The organism is Pseudomonas sp. C32 (genome assembly GCF_030417915.1).
Classification (GTDB): Bacteria; Pseudomonadota; Gammaproteobacteria; order Pseudomonadales; family Pseudomonadaceae; genus Aquipseudomonas.
This window is the reverse complement of record NZ_JAUHUK010000001.1, coordinates 278,060-297,753: the sequence shown is the minus strand read 5'-3', so window position 1 is coordinate 297,753 and position 19,694 is coordinate 278,060. Positions and strand designations below refer to the sequence as shown.

General features: G+C 58.3%; 18 protein-coding genes and 1 tRNA gene. 12 read left to right on the top strand and 7 right to left on the bottom strand.

What is annotated here, in order from left to right; translation table 11 throughout:
• Positions 1-265: 265 nt before the first annotated feature.
• From QYH43_RS01380 to queA, 6 genes are all read right to left on the bottom strand, one after another.
• Entirely contained in the window at positions 266-814 is a 549-nt protein-coding gene (locus tag QYH43_RS01380) for a glycine zipper 2TM domain-containing protein (RefSeq protein WP_095058582.1), read from the bottom strand.
• A gap of 119 nt (positions 815-933) precedes the next feature.
• Positions 934-1,848 carry a protein translocase subunit SecF gene (gene secF / locus QYH43_RS01375; protein ID WP_095058581.1) on the bottom strand — a complete coding sequence of 305 codons (915 nt, stop codon included), beginning with the start codon at positions 1,846-1,848 and terminating at the stop codon, positions 934-936.
• Positions 1,849-1,857: 9 nt separating this feature from the next.
• Positions 1,858-3,726: a protein translocase subunit SecD gene (gene secD, locus QYH43_RS01370; protein ID WP_095058580.1), complete on the bottom strand. Its 1,869-nt coding sequence runs from the start codon at positions 3,724-3,726 to the stop codon at positions 1,858-1,860.
• Positions 3,727-3,790: 64 nt separating this feature from the next.
• On the bottom strand, positions 3,791-4,129 hold the full coding sequence (yajC, locus tag QYH43_RS01365; protein WP_007916913.1) for a preprotein translocase subunit YajC: 339 nt from the start codon (positions 4,127-4,129) through the stop codon (positions 3,791-3,793).
• A 43-nt stretch (positions 4,130-4,172) separates the two neighbouring features.
• Positions 4,173-5,288: a tRNA guanosine(34) transglycosylase Tgt gene (gene tgt / locus QYH43_RS01360; RefSeq protein ID WP_160387208.1), complete on the bottom strand. Its 1,116-nt coding sequence runs from the start codon at positions 5,286-5,288 to the stop codon at positions 4,173-4,175.
• A gap of 14 nt (positions 5,289-5,302) precedes the next feature.
• Positions 5,303-6,367 (bottom strand): tRNA preQ1(34) S-adenosylmethionine ribosyltransferase-isomerase QueA, encoded by a 1,065-nt coding sequence (gene queA, locus QYH43_RS01355; protein ID WP_095151936.1) that lies wholly within the window; start codon positions 6,365-6,367, stop codon positions 5,303-5,305.
• 106 nt (positions 6,368-6,473) lie between these two features.
• On the opposite strand from queA, the gene QYH43_RS01350 reads away from it, so the two are divergent.
• The 8 genes from QYH43_RS01350 (at position 6,474) to QYH43_RS01315 (ending at position 12,692) form a co-directional block, all read left to right on the top strand.
• A tRNA-Leu gene (locus tag QYH43_RS01350) sits at positions 6,474-6,558 on the top strand.
• 163 nt (positions 6,559-6,721) lie between these two features.
• Complete coding sequence (locus QYH43_RS01345; RefSeq protein ID WP_027605406.1) at positions 6,722-8,050, top strand: integrase arm-type DNA-binding domain-containing protein; 1,329 nt, start codon at positions 6,722-6,724, stop codon at positions 8,048-8,050.
• Between the two features lie 988 nt (positions 8,051-9,038).
• Complete coding sequence (locus tag QYH43_RS01340) at positions 9,039-10,019, top strand: integrase domain-containing protein (protein ID WP_301155966.1); 981 nt, start codon at positions 9,039-9,041, stop codon at positions 10,017-10,019.
• Positions 10,016-10,291 (top strand): hypothetical protein, encoded by a 276-nt coding sequence (locus tag QYH43_RS01335; RefSeq protein ID WP_027605403.1) that lies wholly within the window; start codon positions 10,016-10,018, stop codon positions 10,289-10,291. The genes QYH43_RS01340 and QYH43_RS01335 overlap by 4 nt, the downstream gene beginning before the upstream one ends.
• A gap of 308 nt (positions 10,292-10,599) precedes the next feature.
• Positions 10,600-10,773, top strand: a complete 174-nt coding sequence (locus QYH43_RS01330) for a hypothetical protein (protein ID WP_177327728.1) — start codon at positions 10,600-10,602, stop codon at positions 10,771-10,773.
• A gap of 215 nt (positions 10,774-10,988) precedes the next feature.
• A complete protein-coding gene (locus QYH43_RS01325) occupies positions 10,989-11,597 on the top strand; it encodes an Sbal_3080 family lipoprotein (RefSeq protein WP_301155964.1) in 609 nt (202 codons plus the stop codon).
• A gap of 140 nt (positions 11,598-11,737) precedes the next feature.
• Entirely contained in the window at positions 11,738-11,947 is a 210-nt protein-coding gene (locus QYH43_RS01320) for a hypothetical protein (RefSeq protein WP_027605401.1), read from the top strand.
• Between the two features lie 415 nt (positions 11,948-12,362).
• Entirely contained in the window at positions 12,363-12,692 is a 330-nt protein-coding gene (locus tag QYH43_RS01315) for a hypothetical protein (protein ID WP_095058578.1), read from the top strand.
• An 89-nt stretch (positions 12,693-12,781) separates the two neighbouring features.
• Here QYH43_RS01315 and QYH43_RS01310 read toward each other — a convergent pair whose 3' ends face one another.
• Positions 12,782-14,032, bottom strand: a complete 1,251-nt coding sequence (locus QYH43_RS01310) for an IS256 family transposase (protein ID WP_301155959.1) — start codon at positions 14,030-14,032, stop codon at positions 12,782-12,784.
• A 452-nt stretch (positions 14,033-14,484) separates the two neighbouring features.
• On the opposite strand from QYH43_RS01310, the gene QYH43_RS01305 reads away from it, so the two are divergent.
• From QYH43_RS01305 to QYH43_RS01290, 4 genes are read left to right on the top strand one after another with little or no spacing between them, the layout of a single operon-like run.
• Positions 14,485-14,961, top strand: a complete 477-nt coding sequence (locus QYH43_RS01305) for a formate dehydrogenase subunit gamma (protein WP_095061763.1) — start codon at positions 14,485-14,487, stop codon at positions 14,959-14,961.
• On the top strand, positions 14,961-16,520 hold the full coding sequence (locus QYH43_RS01300) for an NADH-quinone oxidoreductase subunit NuoF (RefSeq protein ID WP_095152111.1): 1,560 nt from the start codon (positions 14,961-14,963) through the stop codon (positions 16,518-16,520). The genes QYH43_RS01305 and QYH43_RS01300 overlap by 1 nt, the downstream gene beginning before the upstream one ends.
• On the top strand, positions 16,517-19,393 hold the full coding sequence (gene fdhF, locus QYH43_RS01295; RefSeq protein ID WP_301155958.1) for a formate dehydrogenase subunit alpha: 2,877 nt from the start codon (positions 16,517-16,519) through the stop codon (positions 19,391-19,393). The genes QYH43_RS01300 and fdhF overlap by 4 nt, the downstream gene beginning before the upstream one ends.
• Positions 19,390-19,611, top strand: coding sequence for a formate dehydrogenase subunit delta (locus tag QYH43_RS01290; protein ID WP_095061760.1), 222 nt, complete (start codon positions 19,390-19,392; stop codon positions 19,609-19,611). Before fdhF ends, QYH43_RS01290 begins: the two co-directional genes overlap by 4 nt.
• The last annotated feature ends 83 nt before the right edge of the window (positions 19,612-19,694 follow it).

The following is a 19,694-nucleotide window of genomic DNA, read 5'->3' as shown; positions in this document are numbered from 1 at the left end:
CCCTTTGTAGGAGCCGGCTTGCTGGCGATTCCATCTGACATTCACTATTGATGTCGACTGTTACACCTAGATCGCCAGCAAGCCGGCTCCTACAGATCCAGCAATGCCCACCCCCTGTAGGAGCTGGCTTGCCAGCGATAGCGGTGCGTCAGGCAAACGGTGTGGCATCATTCGCCAGCAAGCCGGCTCCTACAGATCAGCAATAAGTTGCGCACACAAAAAAAGCACCCCGCAGGGTGCTTCTTTTTTAACCAGTGCCAGCAGATCAATGAGCCGTCTGATTCTCCGACAAGATCAACTTGCCTTCTTTATCCACCGGAATCTGGTTGCCCGGATCACGATCCATGCGCACTTTGCCTTCCTTGCCTTCCAACGAGTACCGCACGTCGTAACCCACTACCTTGTCACTGATGTCATTCACCGTATTACAACGGGTCTGAGTCGTGGTGTAGGTGTCACGCTCCTGCATGCCCTCCTGAACCTTGTTGCCGGCGTAACCGCCACCGACCGCGCCCGCAACCGTGGCAATTTTCTTGCCGCTGCCGCCGCCGATCTGATTACCCAGCAGACCACCCGCAAGTGCACCTACTACGGTACCGGCGATCTGGTGTTGATCTTTCACCGGCGCTTGCCGGGTGACCGCTACGTCCTTGCACACTTCACGTGGAGTCTTGATTTGTGTCTTGACCGGCTCAACGGCGAGTACTTGTGCGTACTCTGGGCCGCTTTTAACCAGGCTGTAGGTGGCGACAGCACCCCCGGCAGTTACACCGACAGCACCCAGCACAGCACCAACCAGCATCGACTTGTTCACATGAACCTCCTGACCATCACATGCGGAACATGTCCGCGCTTCTCCCTGCCTTGGAGCACAAAAAAAGGCGCGAGTTCAACTCGCGCCTTTTTGGACTACACCGCCAGGAGAACTTTCCTTCAAGGACGGTCGTCGACTTCCTTCTCGGTATTAACCGCAGGAATCAAATCCTCAGTGCTCAGGTTCAGCCAGATCAGCACCACGTTCGCGATGTAGATCGACGAGTAAGTACCCGCCAGAACACCGATGAACAGCGCGATGGAGAAGCCGAACAGGTTGTCGCCACCGAAGAACAACAGGGCCGCGATCGCCAGCAACGTGGAGATCGACGTCGCCATGGTCCGCAGCAGGGTTTGCGTGGTCGAGATGTTGATGTTCTCGATCAGGCTGGCCTTGCGCAGTACACGGAAGTTCTCACGAACCCGGTCGAATACCACGATGGTGTCGTTGAGCGAGTAACCGATGATCGCCAGTACCGCCGCCAGCACCGTCAAGTCGAAGGTGATCTGGAAGAACGACAGGATACCGATGGTCACGATCACGTCGTGAATCAGGGACACGATCGCACCGACCGCAAACTTCCACTGAAAGCGGAAAGCCAGGTAGATCAGGATGCCGCCCAGCGCCATCAGCATGCCGAGGCCGCCCTGGTCGCGCAGCTCTTCACCCACCTGCGGGCCGACGAACTCGACACGCTTGACCGTCGCCGGGTTCTCGCCACCCACCTTCTGCAAGGCCTCGGCCACCTGGTGACCCAGCTGCGGGTCTTCGCCAGGCATACGCACCAGCAGATCGGTGGTTGCACCGAAGTTCTGCACGATGGCGTCGTTATAACCGGCACTCACCAGCTGCTCACGCACCTTGGTGACGTCAGCCGGACGCTCGTAGGTCAGCTCGATGAGCGTACCGCCGGTGAAGTCCAGGCCCCAGTTCATGCCCTTGGTGGCGACGCTGAACAAGGCCAGCACCGTGAGGAACAATGTGACGCCGAACGCAAAGTTGCGAACGCCCATGAAGTTGATTGTACGTAACATGGCAGCCCCTTAAATCCACAACTTCTTGAAGTCACGACCACCGAAGATCAGGTTGACCATCGCGCGGGTCACCATGATGGCCGTGAACATCGAGGTAAAGATCCCGAGGGACATGGTCACTGCGAAGCCCTTGACCGGGCCGGTGCCCATGGCAAAGAGGATGCCGCCGACCAGCAAGGTGGTCAGGTTGGCGTCGAGAATCGCGGTGAATGCCCGGCCGAAGCCTTCGTTGATTGCACGCTGCACCGACATGCCCGCGGCAATCTCTTCACGAATCCGCGAGAAGATCAGCACGTTGGCGTCGACCGCCATACCCATGGTCAACACGATACCCGCGATACCCGGCAGGGTCAGCGTTGCACCCAGCAGCGACATCAAGGCCAGCAGCAGCACCATGTTCACCGCCAGCGCGACGGTGGCGATGACGCCGAAGAAGCGGTAGATGGCCATGATGAACAGCGAGACGAACAGCATGCCCCACAGCGATGCATCGATGCCTTTGGTGATGTTGTCGGCACCCAGGCTTGGACCAATGGTGCGCTCTTCAGCGAAGTACATTGGCGCCGCCAGACCACCGGCACGCAGCAGCAGTGCCAGTTCAGACGATTCGCCCTGGCCGTTCAGGCCAGTGATGCGGAACTGAGCACCCAGCGGCGACTGAATGGTCGCCAGGCTGATGATCTTTTTCTCTTCCTTGAACGTCTGCACCGGCACGTCTTTCTCGACGCCGTTGACCATTTGCTTGACGTAAGTGGTGACCGGACGCTGCTCGATGAAGATCACCGCCATGCTGCGACCCACGTTCGAACGGGTCGCACGGTTCATCAGCTCGCCGCCGTGACCGTCCAGACGAATGTTCACTTCCGGCGTACCCTGCTCACCGAAACCGGCCTTCGCGTCAGTGACCTGGTCACCCGTGATGATCAGGCCACGCTCGATCAGAGCCGGAGGACGGTTGCCCTCACGGAACTCGAAAGACTCGGAAGTGGCTTTCGAAGCACCAGGCTCAGCAGCCAGACGGAACTCGAGGTTGGCCGTCTTGCCGAGGATACGCTTGGCTTCGGCGGTGTCCTGCACGCCCGGCAGCTCAACCACGATGCGGTTGGCGCCCTGGCGCTGGACGATCGGTTCGGCAACACCCAGTTCATTGACGCGGTTACGTACCGTGGTCAAGTTCTGCTTGATGGAGTATTCGCGGATTTCCGCCAGCTTGGCCGGGGTCATCGCCAGACGCAGTACCGGTTGGCCATTGAGGTCGGCCGGAACAATGTCGAAATCGTTGAAGCTCTTGCGGATCAGCGTACGGGCCTGTTCGCGGGCTGCTTCATCAGTGAAGCCCAGCTGAATGGCACCATCGAGTTGCGGCAGGCTGCGATAACGCAGTTTCTCTTTGCGCAGCAGGCTCTTGACGTCGCCTTCGTAGACTTTCAGGCGGGCGTCGAGGGCTTTATCCATGTCCACTTCCAGCAGGAAGTGCACACCACCGGACAAGTCCAGACCCAGCTTCATCGGGTGCGCAGCGAGGTTGCGCAGCCATTGCGGGGTGGTTTGCGCCAGGTTCAGCGCGACGACGTAGTCATCACCCAATGCCTTGCGCACGACGTCTTTGGCCGGCAGCTGGTCTTCAGCCTTGGTCAGGCGAATCAGACCGCCCTTGCCGCCCTCTGCCAGGGTGGCAGCCTTGACGTTGATCCCGGATTCCTTGAGCGCAGCGCTCACTCGATCCAGATCAGCCTGATTGACTTGCAGCGCAGTGCTTGCACCGCTGACCTGAATGGCCGGGTCATCAGGATAAAGATTGGGAGCGGAATAAATCAGACCGACCGCCAGCACCGCCAGGATCAGAATGTATTTCCACAGAGGATATTTGTTCAGCATCACGCCGCCCGTTTATGACGCGGGGCGCCTTGCGCGCCCCGTCGATTGAAAATGAAGATGAAACTTAGATCGCTTTCAGCGTGCCTTTTGGCAGCGTGGCAGCGATGGCGCCTTTCTGGAATTTCATTTCGACGGTGTCGGAAACTTCCAGAACAACGAAATCGTCTGCAACTTTAGTGATCTTGCCGGCGATGCCGCCGGTGGTCACAACTTCGTCGCCTTTCTGCAGGCTGCTCAGCAGATTCTTCTGCTCTTTGGCGCGCTTGGCCTGTGGACGCCAGATCATCAGGTAGAAGATGACCAGGAAACCGACCAGGAAAATCCACTCGAAACCGCCGCCCATTGGGCCGGCAGCAGCAGGTGCAGCGGCGTCAGCCATGGCATTAGAGATAAAAAAGCTCATTTAGCACTCCAGTTGCAAATGTTGAATCTTGGGGTCAGTAAACTCAGTCCAAAGGCGGAACAGGTAACCCGCGTTTGGCGTAGAAGGCATCGACAAAGGCGGCCAATGTACCCTGTTGAATAGCCTCGCGCAAACCAGCCATAAGCACTTGATAATGACGCAAGTTATGGATGGTATTGAGCATGCTCCCGAGCATTTCGCCGCACTTGTCCAGGTGATGCAGATAAGCGCGGGAGAAGTTCTGGCAGGTATAGCAATCGCAGGTCGGATCGAGCGGCGAATCATCATGGCGATGGAACGCGTTTCGGATCTTCAGCACGCCGGTATCAATGAACAGATGCCCATTGCGGGCATTACGGGTTGGCATCACGCAATCGAACATGTCCACACCGCGGCGCACACCCTCAACCAGATCTTCCGGTTTGCCAACGCCCATAAGGTAACGAGGTTTGTCAGCCGGCATCATGCCCGGTAGGTAATCCAGCACCTTGATCATTTCGTGCTTCGGTTCGCCCACCGACAGGCCGCCGATGGCCAGACCGTCGAAGCCGATCTGATCGAGGCCTTCCAGGGAGCGCATGCGCAGGTCCTGGTGCATGCCGCCCTGCACGATGCCGAACAGCGCTGCCGTGTTTTCGCCATGGGCTTCTTTCGAACGCTTGGCCCAACGCAGGGACAACTCCATGGAAATACGCGCGACGTCTTCATCAGCCGGGTACGGCGTGCATTCGTCGAAAATCATCACGATGTCGGAGCCCAGGTCACGCTGGACCTGCATCGACTCTTCCGGGCCCATGAACACCTTGGCGCCATCGACCGGGGAAGCGAAGGTCACGCCTTCCTCCTTGATCTTGCGCATGGCGCCCAGGCTGAACACCTGGAAACCGCCGGAGTCGGTCAGGATCGGGCCTTTCCACTGCATGAAATCGTGCAGGTCGCCGTGCTTCTTGATCACTTCCGTACCCGGGCGCAGCCACAGGTGGAAGGTGTTGCCCAGAATGATTTCAGCGCCAGTCGCCTCGATATCCCGTGGCAGCATGCCCTTGACCGTGCCGTAGGTGCCCACCGGCATGAAGGCCGGGGTCTCGACGGTACCGCGCGGGAAGGTCAAACGACCGCGACGAGCCTTGCCATCAGTGGCCAGCAGCTCGAAAGACATACGACAGGTGCGACTCATACAGTTTCCTCTGGGCCCGATTCTTTAGGGGCAGTCGGCGCAGGATTACGCGTGATGAACATCGCATCACCGTAACTGAAAAAGCGGTAACCGTTGTCGACCGCGGCCTTGTAGGCAGCCATGGTCTCGGGATAACCGGCGAACGCCGAAACCAGCATCAACAGCGTGGATTCGGGCAAATGGAAGTTGGTGACCAGGGCATCGACCACATGAAACGGCCGGCCCGGGAAGATGAAAATGTCGGTATCGCCACTGAACGGCTTGAGCACGCCATCGCGGGCGGCGCTTTCCAGGGAACGCACGCTGGTGGTCCCCACGGCCACCACGCGACCACCGCGAGCGCGGCAGGCGGCAACGGCATCCACCACGTCCTGGCCGACTTCCAGCCATTCGCTGTGCATGTGGTGGTCTTCGAGCTTCTCGACGCGCACCGGCTGGAACGTGCCAGCGCCGACGTGCAGGGTCACGAACGCGGTCTCGACACCCTTGGCGGCAATCGCCTCCATCAGCACCTGATCGAAATGCAGCCCCGCCGTCGGTGCCGCCACCGCACCCAAACGCTCGGCGTAGACGGTCTGGTAACGCTCGCGATCGGCGCCTTCATCCGGGCGGTCTATATAAGGAGGCAGCGGCATGTGCCCGACGCGGTCGAGCAGCGGCAACACCTCTTCAGCAAACCCCAGCTCGAACAACGCATCGTGGCGCGCCAGCATCTCGGCCTCGCCACCGCCGTCGATGAGGATCTTCGACCCAGGCTTGGGCGACTTGCTGGAACGCACATGGGCCAGCACGCGATGACTGTCGAGCACCCGCTCCACCAGGATTTCCAGCTTGCCGCCGGAAGCCTTCTGGCCAAACAGCCGCGCCGGAATCACCCGGGTATTGTTGAACACCATCAAGTCGCCGGGACGCAAATGCTCCAGCAAATCCGTGAATTGACGGTGTGCCAGGGCGCCGCTGACCCCATCCAGGGTCAACAGGCGACTATTGCGACGCTCGGCCAAAGGGTGGCGGGCGATCAGCGAATCAGGGAGCTCAAAAGTAAAGTCAGCAACGCGCATGATGGGGTGTCGTCTAGCAGGGCCGGGAAGTCTAGCGGAAATATCAAAAATTCTCCATGTACCTGATTGACCAGCGGTTATCTCATCTCTATACTCCGCGGCCATTGCCCTGATGGCGGAATTGGTAGACGCGGCGGATTCAAAATCCGTTTTCGAAAGGAGTGGGAGTTCGAGTCTCCCTCGGGGCACCATTTGCAGTACATAGACGACTACCAGCGTCTACGTAACACCCCTAGAGCCCGCTAACTGCGGGCTTTTTGGTCTCTGGGGTTCCACCCCCATCTCTTGCAAGCCAGCCTCTTTTTGGTACATTTTCTGTACATATTCCAGTTCGAGAACCGGAGGTGTACAGCGATGCCATTGACCGCCTTGCAAATCAAAGCGTCCAAGCCTGCCGACAGACCGTTCACGTTGAGTGATAGTTCGGGTCTTGCCTTGCTGGTGAAACCCAACGGCAGCAAGTATTGGCACTTCCGGTACACCTATCAGGGGCGGGCGGCGCGCATGTCACTGGGTGTGTATCCGCATATCTCCTTGCAGGAAGCCCGTGAACGAGCTGCAGAATGCCGCAACCTACTCAAGCAAGGCACCAACCCCGGCGCCAAACGCCGCGATGACAAACTGCGACAGCAGGAGGCCGGGCTCAACACCTTCAGGCGAGCCGCGGAGTACTGGTACCAATTCAAATCGGACTCCGGCCGCAGCAGCGCGACGCTGAAGAAGATCCGCGACTATCTCGATAAGGATCTACTGCCCGCTCTCGGCGAGAAGCAACTGGAGCTCATCACGCGAAGCGACTGCGCAAAACTGCAGGCCTGCATCGAAAAACGAGGCGCCTTCAATGTTGCGGACAAGACCCGGACCTGGCTGAAACAGATTTTCAGTCAAGCCATTGCACGCGGCCTGTGCGAACACAATCCAGCCTCCGAACTCCATGCCATTGCGATAGCCCCACCGCCCACTCAACACTACCCACATCTGCACGAACACGAACTACCTGAGTTTCTCCGGGCCTTAAGCAAGACCACCAGCCGGCTACCAGCGAGGATTGCATCATGGATGACAATTCTGACAGCGAGCCGCCCCGGCATGGTTCGCTACGCAAAATGGGAGGAAATCGATTTTGAGGAAGGGATATGGACCATCCCGGCCGCCCGCATGAAGATGCGCAGAGACTACGTCAGCCCTCTACCTCATCAGTTGATCGCCATGCTTACCAAACTGAACCAAAGCACTGGCCGCAGTCGGTATCTATTCCCAGGCAATGGTGAAAAGCAGCCAGTCATCAGTGAAAACACGATCAACCTGGTGTTCGCCAAGATCGGCTATAAAGGACGACTCGTCAGCCATGGCACTCGTCATACCGCAAGCACGCTGCTGCGCGAACATGGCTGGCTGAAGGACCATGTCGAAAGCCAGCTGGCTCACGTCGAGGGCGGCATCTCTGGCGAGTACAATCAAGCCCTATACCTGCCGCAACGTCGGATCATGATGCAGTGGTATGCAGACTATCTCGACGCCCTCAAAGAAGGCATTACAGCCAACCTTCGCGATCAATTTGATACTCGCGTTAATCAGTTCCTCGCACGCCCTTCTGCACCGCCTCTAACAGCATCCCATGCACACAAAGATGATCACCTCCAAAAGTTGCCTATCGAGACAGACTCAACGGCGACTCAGTGATCACGTGACGCCTCACCAGTTCGACCCGGTCGACGACAACATCATCGCCTTGCAAAACTACCGTGGCGCATTCCAACACTGGTAAGTCGGTGAGATCTCCACAGCCCAGCCTTCCACGCGGGTCCATCCAAACAGGGCTGCAAAGCCGCCCTGCTTGGATGGACCTCACTTAAAAAATCTAAAGCCCATACAGCTGTCTGTGGAAAACTACTGATTTCCACCGGTGGATAATTTCACCCACCGCCGCAGAACTCCGGATAATTCGAGCCTTGACCCGAATTATCCACAGGCGTAAAAAAGATCGGGCAAAGCGCTGTCGTTGACAGCAACTCAGGTAGCCAGAACCTTTAAGGCTACGCCACACCGTGGTGGTTCTCCCAAAGTGCGATGAGCGTCCGGCGGCTCGCACAGTCACAGCGATGTGATGGATGCCTACTTCTACCAGAGTGCCCACTGCGGCAACTCACACCCCTTCGTAGCTGCCCTGCAGCAACCTATCCGCTTGGCCATTTCATTGCGCCAACCTGCGCCCGTCTCTTTCTTCCGGAAAGAGACGGGCGCTCCTACCGCTGCTGCAGCCCATCTCGTACAAGGCTTTGCGGCATTTCCCCTCGTGACAATCGGCGTGACAAACACCGAAGTCACCAGCAACGGCGATGCAGATGATGGTGCCGCAGCCTACGGAATGGACTGCACCTGACTGACAGTCAGGCATGCCCCGGTCATCGCTTCACTGCCTTCACCTGACTCAGGATCTCGCGGCACTGGTCTCGTCAGCCAGTGCAGCCTCCACCCGCCCACCGGTAACGGTGTTCAGGAGGCCAGATCATGAGATGCCCAAGCTCCCGGTCGTAAAGAGCCGACAGTCCCGCGTTAGTGGACAACCCTCACAGGTCGCAGGGGCCTTGATCCCTGATAACACTCAACATTCTTGGCGGGATGACGTGGGGAAAAGCTTCAACGTTTTGACTTCGAGAGGAGTTTGATCATGGCGCTGGTCGGTAAACGGGATGGGCGCAATTTTGGCTATGGCAGGCAATTGAGCTACGCCGGGCCGCAGGCGTTGAAAGACATGTTCGGCGGTGGGCATTACGGCACGGTCAAGGCGCACAGTGATCGCTGGCAGGCGTTTGTACGCTGGTGTCGGTCGGAGGATGGACCAGGGTTTAACGATGCGCGACAAATTGATCGGCAGACCTTGCTGGACTACGCCGGGTATCTGCGCCAGCAAGTTGAACAAGGTGAGCTCGCTATCGCGACTGCGCAAAACCGATTATCCAGTGTGAATCGGACCATGGCCGCGCTGAGAGGTGATCAGTATGTGAAGGTGTCGAGTCCGAGCAAGGCTTTAGGACTGCAGCGCACAACCGTCCGCACAGCAACCCCGCAAGGCCAGGATCGTGAACAGGTGAAGCGGATCGTCGAGGCGCTCTGCGAATACCAACTGCCGCGCGCGGCGGCCATCGCTCAGTTGGCGCGAGCCACCGGCATGCGCTTACGCGAGGCCATTTTGGCCGACCTACCACGCCTAAAACGTGAGGCCGAACAGTACGGCAAGTTCAACATCCAGGATGGCACCAAAGGTGGCCGTTCAGGTGCCTCGGCACCTCGCTGGATTACGGCAGATGATCATATTCGTGACGCACTGAGGTTTGCCGAACAGATCTCGCCCGACGGTAGTCGCAACCTGCTTGCACCGAACGAAAGCTACCTCGATTTCCAACAGCGAATCGTGCGACCCGCACGGGACATCCTCCATAAGCACAACCTCAAAGGCTTCCACGAATTGCGGGCGGCCTATGCTTGCGAGCGCTATGAGCAAATCACCCATCATCCCGCGCCCGTCAACGGTGGCCGTTGCTATCAGCTCGACCGACGGCTAGATAAGGATGCACGAGTGCAAATCAGCGATGAACTCGGGCACGGTCGTATCGATGTGGTATCGGCTTACATTGGTGGTCGAGCATGAGTGAGCCATTCGATATGGAGTTGTTCCTGGCGGGCGTCTTGACCGGGTCACACACCACACGCCAACGCCACCTGCGTCAGGCGAAGACTATCCAAACAGCGATCGCTGAGCGCTGGCAATGCGACAATCCATGGACTTGGCAGAGAAAACACCTTGCATGGTTTTTGAATCACCATCTAAACCAGCGCACTGAATCGACGCGCTATTACTATTTGCTGACCATGCAATTACTCACTCATCGTCTAGGAAAATCCTGGCAGTTCACCCCCTAAGCGAAGGTCAGAAAACGGCCATGAGCAGACGGTGGACGGAGCGATCAGCAAATGAGCAGCTATGCTTGGATGGTTGTTGGAGCTGATCGGGCTTTCCGTCCATGGTGCATAACTACCATCTGTGGTCACTCAACTGTCTCGATGCCCGAATTAGTCAGGGATAGATGAGGGAGCAAAGAATGTTATCCACCAAGCTCGTGAGGGCGCTATCACCCCACTGTGGGTCTTTTCTGAGTTAGGCTTCCTTGTCGCAGAACGAGGAAAGTCGCTTTACTTTTGGCAAACACTATTACAGATGGAGCAACAAGATGAGTAGAACACCTAATGATGACCGTAGTGATAGCATGAACCCAAACAATGATGCTTATGACTCAAGCATGGATAATCACTCCAATCAGCTCAATCCAAACAATGACGCTTATCAAGGAAACAATGATGATGACGAGATGGATCAAGGTGATTGCTTTGAACATGGCGAGTAACTAAGTTTAATTTTTGCGGTTATCTCGCTCAATACCAGCAGCCTAACAAGGCGCTGAAGCCGCCCATTTCAATCGCTGGGACGGCGTGTCGCCGCCCCTTAGCCAAAACGTTATGAATGTCTGCAAAGGGTCGTGAACGCACAACCACAAACAACTCAGCTTGACCGGGAAGCCCGTGATACCTTCCGAGGCTCATTCATGACACGGAGGTCGCCATGCGCACTCTTTATATCCCTATCATCTTGGCGGCAACTTTTTTGGCATCTGGCTGCAGCATCAAGCAAACCGTGACGCCTGCTGAGCTGTCTTCCGAGATGACGCCAGAAATCTGTCTGATCCCCGCCGAAGGACTGCGAGAAGGATTCAACACTGCCTATGAAAACCTGCTCAAAAACAAAGGATTCCATACGCGTCAGCTTCCGCCAGGCAGCAGTCCGTCCAGCTGTCCTCTTTCAACGACTTATATCGGTACCTGGTCGTGGGACTTAGCTATTTACATGAGCCATGCAGATATCCGCGTTTATCAGTACGGCCAGCAGGTGGGCCAAGCTGAATATGACTCGCGTTGGGGTGGCGGTCGGGTCATTGATAAATTCATTAATGCTGAGAAAAAAATCACAGAGCTGACCAATCAGCTGTTTCCAAACGGTGCCGCAGGCTTGAAGGGAGTTAAGGAGTCAAATTCCGGGACCGGTGCCGCATTCATGACTAAAGACGCGTACCAACAGCGACAGCTCAAACAGCTTGAACAACAGGGCCTCCCCTATGATGAGTACCAGAAGCGCTACAGAGTAGGCTCCGTACCGGTCCTGACAGGCAGTTGAGGGTCGACTGCGGCCCTTCGTGACTGGCAGCAATCGACTGTGGATGCACCATCCTCCCGGCGTCCTTCCGACCATGCGCAACTCCCTACCGAGGTCAGTAATCCCCCTGCTACGCTGAAAATTTCACGGAGGATTGCACAATGCCAAACTCAGACTTACTCCCTTCCCTGCTATTTAAGATCAACGAAAACCAGCTCGCCCTGGAGGCCGCCATCATGGAGCTTTCGAACTGGGTAGAGATGCGCGGATCGGCGGACGTCGCCGACAATGTTCGGGGCGCCCTGGACACGATCGATCGAAACGAGGAGTTCATCAAGATAACGCTTGCTGTACTCATGACGCCCGACTAATCGCGAAAGTTCGCCATGTGTCGGTTCGGCATTTTTTGGTAGACCAGGGAGTCTATCCGTAACCAGTTTTTTGTAGATATCATTCACAGCTCGTCGGAAATTGGATGGAGAAATCCTATCAAGCTTCCATCCACACCAGTCCTTACTGGAGGCAGGTAGGATGTACACTTCACGGTACAACGTGGAAGTGTACACATGCAAAAAACTATGTTAATTATACAGTTATGCTATTATTCGAGTCTCCCTCGGGCACCAAAATTAAGAAAGGTCTTGCTTAGCAAGGCCTTTTTTTTCGCCCGCGATAAAGCCCCTGACACCCCACACACCCTGTGGGAGCCAGCCTGCTGGCGATGCTTTTGCCCCTTGCCCTTACACACCACCCGCACCGCCGGAACATTTCACAAGGATTCCCCCCATGGAATTACACCTGGAAACCGTCGCCCTCTTCTCCCTCAAACTGGCTTATGAATCGGAAGATTCAAGCCCGATTTTGCGTGACGATCTGGTCATGGGTGATTACCAGCGGGATGTGTTTGAGTTGCTGGTGCGGCGAGGGGATATTGAGGGGATTCAGGTGAAGGTGGGTGAGTGTGTGGGGTTGGCGCTGGAGGCTATTGGGGGTGTGGATAAGCCGTTGGGGCGGGAGTTGGGGAGGTTGGCGGGGGAATTTGCCGGGGTTCAGACGATGGAGCAGCTTGATAGTCCGCTAATTGCGCTCAAGGATTATCTGAAAGATATTCAATGAATGAAGGCGGGCGACCTAAAAAACGGGACGGGACTGTCAGATATTTTGTGTGCAGGCCGGTACGGCCTGCCGTTAGGCAGGCCATGCTTTTACCAGGTTGGCCTGATAAATCGATCTCCGTACAGAATCGCGAATTGATTCATCGCACTTTTCCAGTCATGGGCCGCTGAGCCCCAGTTTGCTGTGATGTTGCGCAGCCCAAGCCAGATCAGTTTTGTCGCCGCATCGTCGGTTGGGAAGTGACCTCGGGTCTTGATGATCTTGCGCAGTTGAGCGTTGATGCTCTCAATGGCGTTGGTCGTGTAGATCACTTTTCGGATCGCTGGCGGGAAAACGAAAAATGGAATCACCCGATCCCAAGCGCGGCGCCATGCAGCCACTACCGTCGGATACTGCTTGCCCCATGGACCGCTTTCAAACGCATCCAGCGCCTGCTCGGCCGCTTCGGCGGTGACCGCCTGATAGATCGGCTTGAGCGCCTTAGCCAGTTCGCGACGCTTATCCCAAGCCGCGTAATCAAGGCTGTTGCGGATCAGATGAACAATGCATGTTTGCAGTGTCGTTTCTGGAAATACCGTGCTGAGAGCTTCTGGTATGCCTTTGAGGCCATCGGTCACTGCAATCAACACGTCTTCGACGCCGCGTGTCTTGAGGTCGTTGAAAACCTTCATCCAGAATTTGGCGCCTTCGGTAGTTTCGATCCAAATGCCGAGAATATCGCGTGTTCCGTCAGGCAAACCCCCCAGGGCCAAGTAGATCGCCTTGTTGCGAACCAGCCCCTCTTCGCGGATTTTGACCCGTAATGCATCGAAGAAAATAACCGGATACATCGGTTCCAAAGGCCGCTGTTGCCATGCACCGATCTCTGCCATGACCTCGTCGGTTACAGAGCTGATGAAGTCGGGAGAAACGTCCGTACCGTACTGCTCGGAAAGAAACGCACGGATCTCTCTGACCGTCATTCCACGGGCATACATGGCGATGATCTTGTCGTCGAAGCCGGTGTAACGGCGCTCGTGCTTGGGAATCAGGATGGGCGAAAAACTGCCGTCCCGGTCGCGAGGGATATCCAGTCGAAGCGGGCCATCGCCGGTTAGAACCGTCTTGGCGCTCTTGCCATTGCGCTGGTTGGTTTCATCCTCTGGGCGCTGCGCGCCCGGCGGATAGCCCAGGTGGTGACCAAGCTCAGCACTGAGGGCTCGCTCGATCAAAGCCTTCTTGAACGCCGCAGAGGCGTCCTCAATGGCTTCAGCGGTCATCGGTCCATCGGTGAATTGCTCGAGCAGCTCTTTCGGGATTTTCGGTAACTCTCGCAACGCGGGTTTCTTTTTGGTTGGCATACATGCACCTCTTACTCATGTTATGCCCGAACACAAAATTTCTGACACCCCCGCGCAATGGATCAACGCATCTGCTCCGTAGAATTGCCCACGATTCTGATGCTTCTTGTCACCTGGAATGCTTGCTATACATCCCCCCTCGACACGCCCTCCGGGCATTAGGCCGGTGTGTGAACGCCCCACTCGGCACTCATCTAGACTTAATGGAGAGTCGTAGGCAGAACCAAACACGTCGCTTTGGTACAGGTCGATCAATAGCCGCGTGGCAAGCTGCCCTTTATGCCCAGTAGAGGTGTGGCGAAGACCGCATCGGGCACAACAAGATGCCCGCCAAGGGTGCCCTGGCCACCGGCCTGAAATCCACGATACCGTGACGTGGTGTGAATGCCGCAGCCGACACTTTCGGACAACCGACAACCGCCTGGTTTGTCCGTGACCGTGAGGATTGCTGAATGCCTGATGAGTTGTTGCACCTGCCTGTGGTCAACAGTCTGCTGGAGCGCCATAAGGGCACCCCGGGTGCGCTGTTGCCCATTCTTCATGATATTCAGGAGCGTATCGGTTACGTCCCCGATGCCGCCGTCCCCGAGATTGCCCATGCCCTGAATCTGAGCCAGGCCGAGGTGCGGGGGGTGATCAGTTTTTACCATGACTTTCGTACAGCGCCGCCCGCGCGGCATATCTTGCGGCTATGCCGGGCCGAGTCATGCCAGAGCCGTGGTGCCGAGCAGCTTGCCGCGCAGTTGCGCGAGCGTCTGCAACTGGATGATCACGGTAGCAGTGCCGATGGCAGTATCAGTTTGCGTCCTGTTTATTGCCTTGGCGCTTGTGCCTGTTCGCCGGCGCTGGAGCTGGATGGTCGGGTGCATGCGCGGCTGAGTGCCGAGCGGCTGGATGCGTTGCTCGATGCTTGCCGGGAGGACGCGTGATGCCGATTCTTTATCTGCCTTGTGATTCGTTGGCCCGTGCGGTGGGAGCCGATGAGGTGGCGGTGGCGCTGATCACGCTGGCTCAGGAACGCAATTTTCCGCTGGAGTTGCAGCGCACCAGTTCGCGTGGCTTGTATTGGCTGGAGCCGTTGCTGGAAGTGGACAGTCCGCAAGGTCGGATCGGCTTTGGGCCGCTGACGGCGGCTGATGTGCCGTCTGTGCTTGAGGCGCTGAAAGGCGATCCATCCGCTCATCCCCTGGCCTTGGGCCTGGTGGAAGAGTTGCCCTATCTGAAGACGCAACAACGCCTGCTGTTCGCCCGCGCCGGTATCACCCGACCGCTGTCGCTGGACGATTATCGAGCCCATGGCGGTTTTGAAGGTTTGACGAGGGCCGTCAGCATCGGCGGCGAGCAGACCGCGACGGCGGTATTCGATTCAGGCCTGCGTGGCCGTGGCGGCGCGGCCTTCCCCGCTGGGATCAAGTGGCGCACGGTGCGCGGTACTCAAGCTGCGCAGAAGTACATCGTATGCAACGCCGACGAAGGCGACTCCGGCACCTTTGCCGACCGCATGTTGATGGAAGGCGACCCTTTCCTGCTGATCGAAGGCATGGCGATTGCCGGCATTACCGTCGGCGCCACCTTCGGCTACATCTATGTGCGCTCGGAATATCCAGATGCCGTGGTCACGTTGCGCGCAGCGCTGAACATCGCTCGAACTGCCGGTTACCTGGGCGCCAATGTCGGCGGCAGCGGCTTGGCCTTCGATATGGAAGTGCGAGTCGGCGCCGGCGCTTACATCTGCGGTGAGGAAACCGCGTTGCTGGACTCCCTCGAAGGCAAGCGCGGGATCGTCCGCGCCAAGCCGCCAATTCCTGCCTTGAAGGGTCTGTTCGGCCTGCCGACACTGGTGCACAACGTGCTGACGTTGGCCTCGGTGCCGCTGATTCTGGCCAAGGGCGCGCAGTTCTATCGCGACTACGGCATGGGCCGTTCCTTGGGCACCATGCCCTTCCAGTTGGCGGGCAATGTGCGTCGCGGCGGGCTGGTGGAACGGGCCTTTGGCCTGACCCTGCGGGAGCTGGTGGAAGACTACGGCGGAGGCACCGCCAGTGGCCGGCCGCTGAAGGCTGCACAGGTGGGCGGCCCGCTCGGCGCCTGGGTTCCGCCTTCGCAATTCGATACGCCGCTGGATTACGAAGCCTTCGCCGCCATGGGCGCGATGCTCGGTCACGGGGGTGTGGTGGTGGCTGACGACAGCCTCGACATGGCTCACATGGCGCGCTTCGCCATGGAGTTCTGCGCCGAGGAATCCTGTGGCAAATGCACGCCGTGCCGCATCGGTTCGACCCGGGGCGTCGAGGTGATCGATCGCTTGCTGGCCGCGCCGGATCAGACCAGTCGCGATGCGCAGGTGATCATCCTCAAGGACCTGTGCGACACCCTGCAATACGGTTCGCTGTGCGCGTTGGGCGGCATGACGTCTTATCCCGTGGCCAGCGCCCTCAAGCACTTCCCCGCCGACTTCGGCTTGTTGCCCCCGGAGGCCGAACAATGATCACTCTCTTCGACCCGAATACAGACATTGACCTTGGTACTCCCGCCCGCGACAGCCAGGTGCAGGTCACCCTGAACATCGACGGTCGCAGCATCAGCGTGCCCGAAGGCACTTCGGTGATGCGCGCCGCTGCGCTGCTGGGCACCACCATCCCCAAACTCTGCGCCACCGACAGCCTGGAAGCCTTCGGCTCCTGCCGCATGTGCCTGGTGGAGATCGACGGCATGCGCGGCTATCCGGCGTCCTGCACCACGCCGGTCAGCGAAGGCATGAGCGTGCACACCCAGACGCCGAAGCTCGCGACGCTGCGGCGCAACGTCATGGAGCTGTACATTTCCGATCACCCGCTGGACTGCCTGACCTGCTCGGCCAACGGCAACTGCGAGCTGCAAACCGTGGCCGGTCAGGTCGGTTTGCGGGAGGTGCGCTACGGTTATGAAGGCGACAACCATCTGGCCGACGTGAAGGACACGTCCAACCCCTACTTCGACTACGACCCGAGCAAGTGCATCGTCTGCAACCGCTGCGTGCGCGCCTGTGAAGAAACCCAGGGCACCTTTGCCCTGACCATTACCGGGCGCGGTTTTGAATCCCGCGTGGCGGCTGCTGGTGGGGATAACTTCCTCGATTCGGAATGCGTGTCCTGCGGTGCCTGTGTGCAGGCCTGCCCGACTGCGACCCTGATGGAAAAAAGCGTGGTCGAACTGGGCCAGCCTGAACGCAGCGTGATCACCACCTGTGCCTATTGCGGCGTGGGTTGCTCGTTCCGTGCCGAGATGAAGGGCGACAAATTGGTGCGCATGGTTCCGGACAAGAACGGCCAGGCCAACCACGGCCACTCCTGCGTCAAAGGGCGCTTTGCCTGGGGCTATGCGACCCACCCGGATCGCATCACCAAGCCGATGATCCGCAAGCACATCAGCGACCCGTGGCAGGAAGTCAGCTGGGATGAAGCTGTGACCTACGCCGCCAGCGAATTCCGTCGGCTGCAGCAACAATATGGCCGTGATTCCATTGGTGGCATCACCTCCAGCCGCTGCACCAACGAAGAAACCTATCTGGTGCAAAAACTGGTGCGCGCCGCGTTCGGTAACAACAACGTCGACACCTGTGCGCGGGTTTGTCATTCACCGACCGGTTATGGCTTGAAGCAAACGCTGGGCGAGTCTGCCGGCACTCAGAGTTTTGATTCGGTGATGCAGGCCGACGTGATCCTGGTGATGGGCGCCAACCCCAGCGATGCGCACCCGGTGTTCGCCTCGCAGCTCAAACGCCGTTTGCGTGAAGGGGCGCGGCTGATTGTCATCGATCCGCGGCGCATTGATCTGGTGGACACGGTGCATGCCCGCGCGGAATTCCATCTGGCTCTGCGGCCGGGCACCAACGTCGCCATGCTCAATGCGTTGGCCCATGTGATCGTGAATGAAGGTTTGCTCAATCAGGACTTTATCGACGCTCGTTGTGAGGGCAGCGACTTCGCGATCTGGAGTGAATTTGTCAGCCGTGCGGAGAACTCGCCGGAAGTGCTGGGCCCGATCTGCGGTGTGCCCGCTGCGGACATCCGTGCCGCTGCACGTTTGTATGCCACTGGCGGCAATGCGGCGATCTACTACGGTTTGGGTGTGACCGAACACAGTCAAGGCAGCACCTCAGTGATGGGCATCGCTAACCTGGCCATGGCCACCGGCAACATCGGCCGCGAAGGCGTGGGCGTGAACCCGTTGCGGGGGCAGAACAACGTTCAGGGTTCCTGCGACATGGGCTCCTTCCCCCACGAGTTGCCCGGTTACCGGCACATCTCCAACGAGGTGGTACGGTCGCAGTTTGAACAGGCGTGGAACGTCACCCTGCAACCCGACCCGGGCCTGCGCATACCCAATATGTTCGAGTCGGCCCTGGCCGGTAGCTTCAAGGGTTTGTATTGCCAGGGCGAAGACATCGCCCAGAGCGACCCGAATACTCAACACGTCACCGCGGCCCTGTCGGCTATGGAATGCATCGTGGTGCAGGATATTTTCCTCAACGAAACCGCCAAGTTCGCCCATGTGTTCCTGCCGGGCTGCTCGTTCCTGGAAAAAGACGGCACCTTCACCAACGCTGAGCGACGCATCTCCCGGGTGCGCAAGGTCATGGACCCACTGGGTGGCAAGGCCGACTGGGAAGGCACGGTAGCTCTGGCCAATGCCCTCGGTTACCCGATGAACTACAAGCATCCATCAGAAATCATGGATGAAATCGCCAGCCTGACGCCCACCTTCACCAACGTCAGCTACGCCGAACTTGAGCGCCACGGCAGCCTGCAATGGCCGTGCAACGCGGCGGCACCGGACGGCACGCCGACCATGCACATCGAAGAGTTTGTACGCGGCAAGGGGCGCTTCATGCTCACCGGCTACGTGCCCACCGAGGAGAAGGTCAACGCTCGCTATCCGCTGCTGCTGACCACCGGGCGCATCCTCAGCCAGTACAACGTCGGCGCCCAGACCCGGCGCACCGAAAACGTCGCCTGGCATGACGAAGACCGCCTGGAAATCCACCCGACCGACGCCGAGAGCCGAGGCATCAACGAAGGTGACTGGGTCGGCATCGGCAGCCGTGCCGGGCAAACCGTATTGCGTGCGCGGATCACCGAACGGGTCGCGCCGGGCGTGGTGTACACCACCTTCCACTTCCCGGAATCGGGGGCCAACGTGATCACCACCGACAATTCGGACTGGGCGACTAACTGTCCGGAGTACAAGGTAACGGCCGTGGAGGTCAGCCGCGTGTATCACCCTTCGGAATGGCAGAAGCGCTTCCAGGCGTTCAGTGATGAACAGCACCGGTTGCTGAAGGATCGTCGGCACACCGAGAAAGCCGAGGTACGCAAATGAGTACCGACAACCTGATCAAGATGGCCAACCAGATCGCCCAGTACTTCGCCACCCAACCGGACCAGAAGCAGGCGGTGCTTAGTGTGCGCAATCATCTGCAGATGTACTGGGCGCCGAGCATGCGCAAGGAATTGCTGGCCTGGCAGACGGAACATCAGGGGGCGGATTTGCACCCGCTGGTGCAGGCGGCGGTGAATGGGGCAGGTTGGGAGGCTTAGCTGCTGACCAAACAAACTGTAGGAGCGAGCCTGCTCGCGATGGTCATCAACGATAACGCGCGAATCCTGGATAAGCGCGGTGT

Coding starts and splice junctions, on each gene's coding strand:
- secF (WP_095058581.1), bottom strand. CDS start 1,848: ATGTTACGTACAATCAACTTCATGGGCGTTCGCAACTTTGCGTTCGGC.
- secD (WP_095058580.1), bottom strand. CDS start 3,726: ATGCTGAACAAATATCCTCTGTGGAAATACATTCTGATCCTGGCGGTG.
- yajC (WP_007916913.1), bottom strand. CDS start 4,129: ATGAGCTTTTTTATCTCTAATGCCATGGCTGACGCCGCTGCACCTGCT.
- tgt (WP_160387208.1), bottom strand. CDS start 5,288: ATGTCTTTCGAGCTGCTGGCCACTGATGGCAAGGCTCGTCGCGGTCGT.
- queA (WP_095151936.1), bottom strand. CDS start 6,367: ATGCGCGTTGCTGACTTTACTTTTGAGCTCCCTGATTCGCTGATCGCC.
- QYH43_RS01345 (WP_027605406.1), top strand. CDS start 6,722: ATGCCATTGACCGCCTTGCAAATCAAAGCGTCCAAGCCTGCCGACAGA.
- QYH43_RS01340 (WP_301155966.1), top strand. CDS start 9,039: ATGGCGCTGGTCGGTAAACGGGATGGGCGCAATTTTGGCTATGGCAGG.
- QYH43_RS01335 (WP_027605403.1), top strand. CDS start 10,016: ATGAGTGAGCCATTCGATATGGAGTTGTTCCTGGCGGGCGTCTTGACC.
- QYH43_RS01330 (WP_177327728.1), top strand. CDS start 10,600: ATGAGTAGAACACCTAATGATGACCGTAGTGATAGCATGAACCCAAAC.
- QYH43_RS01325 (WP_301155964.1), top strand. CDS start 10,989: ATGCGCACTCTTTATATCCCTATCATCTTGGCGGCAACTTTTTTGGCA.
- QYH43_RS01320 (WP_027605401.1), top strand. CDS start 11,738: ATGCCAAACTCAGACTTACTCCCTTCCCTGCTATTTAAGATCAACGAA.
- QYH43_RS01315 (WP_095058578.1), top strand. CDS start 12,363: ATGGAATTACACCTGGAAACCGTCGCCCTCTTCTCCCTCAAACTGGCT.
- QYH43_RS01310 (WP_301155959.1), bottom strand. CDS start 14,032: ATGCCAACCAAAAAGAAACCCGCGTTGCGAGAGTTACCGAAAATCCCG.
- QYH43_RS01305 (WP_095061763.1), top strand. CDS start 14,485: ATGCCTGATGAGTTGTTGCACCTGCCTGTGGTCAACAGTCTGCTGGAG.
- QYH43_RS01300 (WP_095152111.1), top strand. CDS start 14,961: ATGCCGATTCTTTATCTGCCTTGTGATTCGTTGGCCCGTGCGGTGGGA.
- fdhF (WP_301155958.1), top strand. CDS start 16,517: ATGATCACTCTCTTCGACCCGAATACAGACATTGACCTTGGTACTCCC.
- QYH43_RS01290 (WP_095061760.1), top strand. CDS start 19,390: ATGAGTACCGACAACCTGATCAAGATGGCCAACCAGATCGCCCAGTAC.